The sequence below is a fragment of the Paenibacillus silvae genome (genome assembly GCF_014639235.1).
In the GTDB taxonomy this organism is placed as follows: Bacteria; Bacillota; Bacilli; order Paenibacillales; family Paenibacillaceae; genus Paenibacillus; species Paenibacillus silvae.
The window spans coordinates 299,328-307,149 of the sequence record NZ_BMFU01000007.1 but is presented as its reverse complement, the minus strand read 5'-3'; the positions used below and the strand labels follow the sequence as shown (position 1 = coordinate 307,149).

At 49.8% G+C, this 7,822-nt stretch carries 4 protein-coding genes; 2 read left to right on the top strand and 2 right to left on the bottom strand.

What is annotated here, in order from left to right:
* Positions 1 to 958: 958 nt before the first annotated feature.
* Together IEW26_RS21940 and IEW26_RS21935 are read right to left on the bottom strand one after the other, a co-directional pair.
* Positions 959 to 1,894, bottom strand: coding sequence for a hypothetical protein (locus IEW26_RS21940; protein WP_188593879.1), 936 nt, complete (start codon positions 1,892 to 1,894; stop codon positions 959 to 961).
* The gene (locus IEW26_RS21935) at positions 1,891 to 2,040 is read right to left on the bottom strand and encodes a hypothetical protein (RefSeq protein ID WP_188593878.1); all 150 of its coding nucleotides are present in this window, start codon (positions 2,038 to 2,040) and stop codon (positions 1,891 to 1,893) included. The genes IEW26_RS21940 and IEW26_RS21935 overlap by 4 nt, the downstream gene beginning before the upstream one ends.
* Before the next feature lie 268 nt (positions 2,041 to 2,308).
* Between IEW26_RS21935 and IEW26_RS21930 the strand changes: the two genes are divergently transcribed.
* A complete protein-coding gene (locus IEW26_RS21930; protein WP_188593877.1) occupies positions 2,309 to 4,102 on the top strand; it encodes a vWA domain-containing protein in 1,794 nt (597 codons plus the stop codon).
* A gap of 322 nt (positions 4,103 to 4,424) precedes the next feature.
* Positions 4,425 to 7,814 carry a tubulin-like doman-containing protein gene (locus IEW26_RS21925; protein ID WP_188593876.1) on the top strand — a complete coding sequence of 1,130 codons (3,390 nt, stop codon included), beginning with the start codon at positions 4,425 to 4,427 and terminating at the stop codon, positions 7,812 to 7,814.
* Positions 7,815 to 7,822 lie beyond the last annotated feature (8 nt).

Genomic DNA, 7,822 nt, shown 5'->3' with positions numbered 1-7,822 from the left:
ATTCAGTGTGGACCTCCCCTTAACGTCTTCCCAAGCCGAGCGATTCAGTGTGGACCTCCCCTTAACGTCTTCCCAAGCCGAGCGATTCAGTGTGGACCTCCCCTCAACGTCATCCCAAGCCAAGTGATTCGGTGTGCACCTCTCCTCAACGTCATCCCCAAGCTGATTGATTCAGTGTGGACCTCATTCAAACGAACTTTGGAGTGCTAACGATTCTCAGAAGCCTTATTTAGGCATTTTTGGGGGACTTGAGGTTTTAACGAATCGTAGGAACGCTATTTGGCGAATAATGGGCAGAAGGAGGGCGAAATGAGGTCATTTTGGAGAAATAAGGTTACTGGGAATCGTTACAATTTTCAGGAGGCCGATTCGGCGCAAATAGGGTGTTCTGGATTCGTTAGCGTCCGCAGAGAAATTAAGTCCCAAGAGCACCTCCCCCCAACGACCTCCCAAGCCGGGCAATCCTGTGCGTTCATCCCTCAACGTCAACTCCAAGCCTAGCAATTCAGTGCACCCCTTCCCCCAACATCATCCCCAAGCTTAACAAATCCTGTATGCTCCTCCATCCAGCGGCCTTTCGTGCTTCCCAATCCTCAAGGGATTCCACTATCTTACGTATCTCGCAAGTTCCGCCTATTTATCCATCCCGGCCAGCCGCTTTCTCGCAACTGTTTAATCATTACCGGATTACAACGATCATGTGGCAATAGGCCCTTTTTCACTAAAATAGCTCATTCTCAGGTCTAGGTAACAAAACACCTCATCCTAGACCTAAGGATGGGGTGTTTTCTGCTTGGAACTTATATGATTAAGGGTGGAACAATCATAAGGATGCAGGGCTACGGAGTGATAGGCCGTCTATATATAGGGAGTAACTTTGCATTATTTCACTTGTTTGACCTAATACTCTTCCGTTTACATCCCTAGTATGCTTCTATTTTGCCAGCCTCGGCTGTGCTCATCGAACCTGAACATCGGCATACGAATCCCGGTACTTCTCGTTATACACTCGGCCCACGGACTCGGCGAGACCTCCGCGTGCTTTGGCTGGATAACGCTCGATGGTGTGATAGAGTCGCATAAACCGGTCTTTCGGCATAAAACGGGCGTAGCGGGTAATCAGGCTGGGAAACAGTTCAATATATTTGCTTTTGCGTACGGCAGCTGCGGCGACGGCGGTCAGAATCTGAATACCGTTATGCAGCTGTAAAATGTGAACCTCATACGTCGCGATATAACGAATCGCGTCTTCACGAACCAGCTCCGGCTTCAGCCTTGCAACTTCGCCGATATATTCGGCAAGCAGCCGCTCGAAGTTTTGGAGCAGTAGGGGCCGGAGCTGAAGATCCATATCGCTGCGCAGGACAAACGATTGCAGCAGCGCCACCTGCTGCAGCCGAATCCGGTCATTGTTGACCAGCGAGCCGATCTCGCGCAGCATCTCGTAAGCGAGGACCTCGTCCTCTTTGCGGGCTTCGGCAACCAAGGCCCAGTTGCGGTTGATGCCCTGCCGCACGCCTTCCTCGTCCAGCTGCAGCATCCGTTTCATCTGACGCAGCTTTTCAATCGGGAAGGCACGCTGCTGCAAGAAGATCAGGCCGCCGAGCAGCAGCAACGTCACTGTAGCAGCAATCATGGACTGGTCCAGCGTCTCACCGAAATAAACGGCAGCTGCGCCGATAAGCATAACCAGCAAAACATCACGCACCATGCGGCGTTTTACCTGGGAACCTGCTTTCTCTTGTATGGTAACAAGTGTTCTGCGCCCGCATGAGGTGCAGTGATCTTCCCAGAGGCAAGTATACTGCCCGCAGCGCTTGCATACGTGCAACTTTTCGAAGGCATATGTCGTTCGGTTAAATGGCCGGATAGAAACTACTTTTTTCGTGCTCATGCTCCATCACGCCCGCCATTCAGAATGTTGTACAGGGTGCGGTCCGTATCTTCACGGGAAACCTGCTTCCGGCGATGCAGCTGGAATGTGATCATTTTGATAACGACAAAAAGAAACAATATGGCGAGGCATACGTATGTAACCATAATCCGTCCCTTTCCAAGGCTTGAGTTGAGAAACCAAGCGCTGTTATATTGCAGTTTGGTGGCAATAACTATATCATATTTCCATAGTTGGAATATTAGTTCCAACAAAAGACCTAGAATCGTCGATTTTTGTCAAACATTACAAAACTGTAACTCAGAATAGGGGTGCTTTTCAGATTTTATTAGAAGACTGTTAAGATTTCTTTAAGGCTTGACGCCTATAATAAACTATTCCCATTTTAATCTCAAACGTAAAGGAGTACACCCCATGCTGCGGACACGCAAAATACGCTGGCTCAGCGGAACTCTGGTTCTGCTGGCATTATTGACCTTGCTGCTGCCTTCAGCCCTGCTTCCCCAAGCGGAAGCGGCTCAGACGCAGACAAGTGGAATTGACGCGGTGCTGGTCGCCGATGTCAGTAACTCCATGAATACAAGTGATCGCGACAAGATCAGTAACGAAGCGATGAAAATGTTTATAGATATGCTGCCAACCGTTGGCGATAAAGTAGGCATTGTTGCTTACACCGATCAGGTGGAGCGGGAAAAGGCAATGCTGGAAATTCAGTCGGATGCAGACAAAAGCAATCTGAAGGACTTCATCGACCAGCTCGGCCGAGGGCCATACACCGATATTTCAGTAGGCGTTGCGGAGGCCATGAACATCCTGAACCATGGCGCTGACCCGTCTCATTCACCGATGATCGTGCTGCTGGCCGATGGCAACAACGATTTTAACAAAAGCAAAGGACGCACACAGGCTCAGTCCGATGCTGATCTGGCAAAAGCCGTCAAAGATGCGCAGGCCAAAGGCATTCCTGTTTACACGATTGGCTTGAACGCGGACGGCAAGCTGAACAAAAATGCACTTGCAGACCTTGCCAAGCAAACAGGAGGCAAGTCATTCATTACCGATACACCGGATGATCTGCCGCAGATTTTAAGTGAAATCTTTGCCGATCATGCCAAGCTCAATGTGGTGAAGCTGCCCTCTGTAACCGCAAACGGCAGTTATCAGGAAGTTACCGTGAACGTACCAAACGACAGCGTGCTCGAAGCCAATATTTCCATCATGTCCTCGAAGCCGGTACAGGTGCAGTTAACCGATCCATCCGGCAAGAGCATCAATCTGAATTCCAATGAAGCCAAACTGTCCACGTCCAAAAGCTATTCTCTTGTGAAGCTGCTGAAGCCGCAGGAGGGCGACTGGAAGCTTCGGGTTAAAGGGGCTCCGAAAGACAGCATTGATATCAACCTGCTGTTTAACTACGATCTTCAGCTCGTTGCGGACCCAATTAAGACCAAGTCCTATACGAAAGGCGACAAGATTGATCTGGCCGCGAGGCTGGAAAACGGTGGACAGCCGCTACAGGATAATGACCTGTATGCGGATATGAAGGCCACGCTGGTTGTCCAGGACAAGGACACAGGCAAGACCGAGCAGCAGCCGCTCAAAAACACAGGCTCCGGTTTTACTGGTACATTTGAGGTGCCTGACAATCATAACTATGAATTGATTATTCGTGCGGAGGAAGACAGCTTCTACCGTGAAAGTGCACCGATCATCGTTAACGCAGGTGGAACGGGCGGAAGTCAGGCACAGCCGACAACGCCAGCGACTGCCAATGACAAGCCGTTTCCTTGGGTGCCTGTCATACTGGGCGTGATCGCCCTGATCGTAGTGGCGGTAGGAGGCTGGTTCCTGATGGGCTGGCTGAAACGCAAAAACCGCGGTTTTGTCGGTCAGATTATCGTTGAGGTTCGGGATGAGAACACAGGGGACAAGTCTTATCCGCAATACAAAAAGCTGGCATCCTTCCGGGGCCGATTCCACCTGCATCAATTGCTGCAGCTTGACCCTGAGCTGAAGGAAACCGAGAAATATATTTTCACACCTGGCAATGTAGACCGATTGATTATCCGCAATACCGCAGGAGGTACGCTGGAGAAATCCGGGCGTGCAGTAGATGCAAGCTCAGGCGTTGAACTGAAGAACGGTGATCGGCTGAGCATCCCGCTGCAACAGGCGGATAAAACGATTTTGATCGAATATTTGGTGTAAATTGATTGTTAGGTATATTGGTTTAAATTGATTATTTGTTTTAAATGGATGATTTGATTTAAAGGAATACCAGTATAAGTTGGGCTAATTGTTTACACGTGAACGGAGAGGACAGAGAAAACCTGAAGAAGCGGAGCGTTCGCCTGAAAGCTTTCTGAAAGAAAGCTGCTACGGAAGCATACGCTATTCCTCAGATTTTTCCCTTTAGAAAAGGAAATCAAAAAAATCCGAGGATAACAGCGATCGGAAGGTTGCTCTGTCATCGGAGTGGCAAGTGTAATGAGTTTGTAGCCTAACTGGTTTAAATAAGGGAGGACATGGAATGAAACCGATTGTTAGAGAACATATTCAACAGCTGGATGTATCACTGGGCGGAGGAATTGTCAGTGAGAAAATCAGAGTGGATACGATTGATAACCCGATTCTGATTATCGGTCTGGGCGGAACGGGAATTGACGCGTTGCTGCGTCTGAAATACCAGATTAACCGCCGTTTCAAGCTGCCGCAGGACCCGGTGTCCAAGAAAAAGATGGAGAAGCCCGACAACGTTGAATTTCTGGCGTTCGAGACAAACGAACAGGATCGGGCGAAGAAATACAGAGGTATCGGACTTGATCCGATCAACGAATTTGTACTGCTGTCCAATGCCGAGATTGGCGGGCTTTTGCAGAATCGCAGTGTGCTGGAGCCGTATATCACGGACTGGCTGTCCCCTGAGCTAAGCATTACAGATGGCATGAACGGAGCCGCAGGGGTGCGTCAGGCAGGACGTTTGCTGCTGTTTACAAAGATCAATCAAGTGGTACAAGCCATTGATAAAAAGATTAAAACGTTATCCGTTGGTACGAACAAAAAACTGATGGTATTCCTGCTCACCGGTCTATCCGGGGGTACAGGCAGCGGTTGCTTCCTCGATATTTCCTATATCGTTCGCGGCATCATCGAGCGGGATCACGGCTCGGCCGGTATCGACCGCGTGAATACGCTCGGTTACTTGTTCACACCGGATGTGAATCTCTCCAACAAAAGCCTGAGCGAGCACACACGCGAATATATTCGCAAGAACGGTTATGCTGCGCTCAAAGAGCTGGATTACTGGATGAACGTGGACAGCCGTGGTGAGCGGTTTACGCAGAAGTACGGCAATATTTTGACTGTAAACTCGCCACTGCCGCCATTTAACCTGTGTCACCTGATCTCGGCTACGAATACAGAGGGCAAACTGCTGGAGAACGCCTACGACTACTGCATGAACGTCACCGCGGAGAATATCACCAACTTTATCTCCAGCGAAGAGAAGCAGTCAGGCGAGGAATTTGCCATTCATGACTATATCAGCAACATTCGCACGAACATCGCACAGATGAACAAGGTGTACCCGGCCAACTATGATTACAATATCATCGGTGCTTCGTCTGCTGTACTGCCGATTGAAGAGATGACCACGTATCTGGCGTACCGGATGTTTGACAAAATGAGCACCATGTTCTCCAAAGCACCGAATCAGGAGGATACCGAGAAGTTTGCGCGCAAGCTGGGCATCGATCTCGAAAGTGTGGTCAAGGCCTTCGAATCCCGTGTACCTGAACCGCTGCCGGGTTACCAGAACAGCGAACGATTATCGTACGGCAACGTTGTGAAATCCCAGGTCGTCAACATGGATACAGAGCTGGAGCAGAACTTCCTGGCACGTGCCCGTGAGGAATACATCAAGGCGAAGAAACAGCTGCCGGGCGAGATTGCGGGTCAATTCACAGAGCAGATCCGGCGTATGTTTTTGCATCCTGAACAGGGACCATTTTATGTATCTCGTTTGATTTATACGGAAAAAGGCTTCTGTGTACTGAAAATGATTCAGTCGTACATCGAAACGCTGCGCGAGAATGCCTTCCGTATTCCACGGGATATTGAAGCGGCTCAAGAGCAGTCCGAAGAGAAGCTTGGCGATGCGAAGAGTGCTTTTGTCTCCAAAGAGAAGAAAAAGAATGCTTATATAGAAGCTAAAATTCACGAGTACTGGCTGCATGCCGATGTGGAACGCAATGACCAGATGATTGAATTCTATGAAGACCTGTATGAACTGTTGAACCAGGAAAACAGCCGCATTTATAACGTATTCACCGAGACACTGAATGCACTTAGCTCGATCTTTGCCAAGAACGGTGATCTGTTAACACGCGGCGAAGAGCAGACGGATCATAAAGGCAACAAGACATATTACTGGAACGTGGTAAGTGTGCCGGACATTGTGAGCGTTGTGGACGGGCTGCTGGACAAACGGGATACGGATGATCTGATCCGCGACTTCTCGCGTGAGCTGCTGGAGAATTCGAGCCAGTGGGTGAAGGAAAACGAGATTGATATCGTCAGCTCGATCTCCGACTTCCTGAGTGAGAAGTTTGGCGACCTGATCACCCGCTCGATGGAGGATTTCCTGGTGATCAAATACGGGAAAGACGAATCTGTTGAAAAATTCGTGGAGCGTTTCATCGCAGGCAAGCTGGATGACGAGGCCGTGCCGGTATTTAACCTGAGCAACAGCACAGGCAGTCTGCATTTCCCTTCCTGGGGATTTGTATCCGTGCCTGCACAGGCGCCGGGTATCTTAAAAGGCATTCGCAACTACCAGAACAATGCCGTGGGCAAATCGCACTTTACTGTGAAGGAGAGCGAAGTGCGGAACCGGATCTTCTGGCTGAACACCCGCAACGGGGTGCCGCTCTTCGTATATACACCGCTCAAGGTTTATGAAGAGAGCTACGAACGCACGATTTTGGACAAAGAGGGCATTGGACGCCATCTCGTGCAGACGGAGAAAAACAACTGGACCTATCTGCCGTCTCCGATTCCCGAAAAATCCTGGGGAGATGTGTACGAGAATGCCCGCGTGAAGCAATATAACGCAAGGGTTCGCAGTGAATTCGAGCAGGCGCTCGGATACCGCATCGTCATCGCCAAATCGGTGGATGAAAATACGAGCAACCGCTATGCGATCGTAACGACAGAACCGTTTGACTTGTCTGCCAAGCTGGCTGCATACGATATGCGTCTTACATCAAACACACCAAACCTTGGTGAGGTAAAGCGGGCTGTCATTGAACTGAAGCGGCTGCAATCCGAAGGTTTGCCACGTGTGGATGTAAAAGATATTTTCGGAAGCATTAATGAAGATATGGCCAAAGAGAATCTTGTACGCTCTCCGCAGCTGATCGCGCGGGTACGTGAGGAACTGGCGAAGATGAACGCAATCACCGCCAAAGTGGCCGAGCTGGAAGGCATTCTGGCACAATACCAGGACGAAGAGCAGTGGTATGACCGCTTCATCGAAGCGTTGTATACTAACACGATTGTTAAAAAGGGTGCGCTGTACGTCTACGACCGTGATGCGGAGGAGGATGCATGGGAGCCGTTTGCTAACTTGATGAAGAGCCGCAACTACGCAGAATATGAAGTGTTTGGCAGCTTCCGCGCATTATCCGAGAAGGATCGCAGCACACTGCTGCGCAAAGCTTCCCGCCGGGATAACGAGCTGACCGCTTCCGAGGATATTACACCGCTGCTGAGCAAGCTGGATGATCTGGCCGCGCTGTATATGGAATCCCGTGATCGTCTTGAATACGAGCGGGTTGAACTGGCAAACGGGGAAGACATCTATCAGTTCTACAGAACGATGTCGTCGAAGCTGAACGATATTCGCAGAAGACTGAAATAAGGTGGCTG

What these genes read in the sequence shown, in the direction of transcription:
- IEW26_RS21930 (WP_188593877.1), top strand. Translation starts at nt 2,309, where the DNA reads ATGCTGCGGACACGCAAAATACGCTGGCTCAGCGGAACTCTGGTTCTG.
- IEW26_RS21935 (WP_188593878.1), bottom strand. Translation starts at nt 2,040, where the DNA reads ATGGTTACATACGTATGCCTCGCCATATTGTTTCTTTTTGTCGTTATC.
- IEW26_RS21940 (WP_188593879.1), bottom strand. Translation starts at nt 1,894, where the DNA reads ATGAGCACGAAAAAAGTAGTTTCTATCCGGCCATTTAACCGAACGACA.
- IEW26_RS21925 (WP_188593876.1), top strand. Translation starts at nt 4,425, where the DNA reads ATGAAACCGATTGTTAGAGAACATATTCAACAGCTGGATGTATCACTG.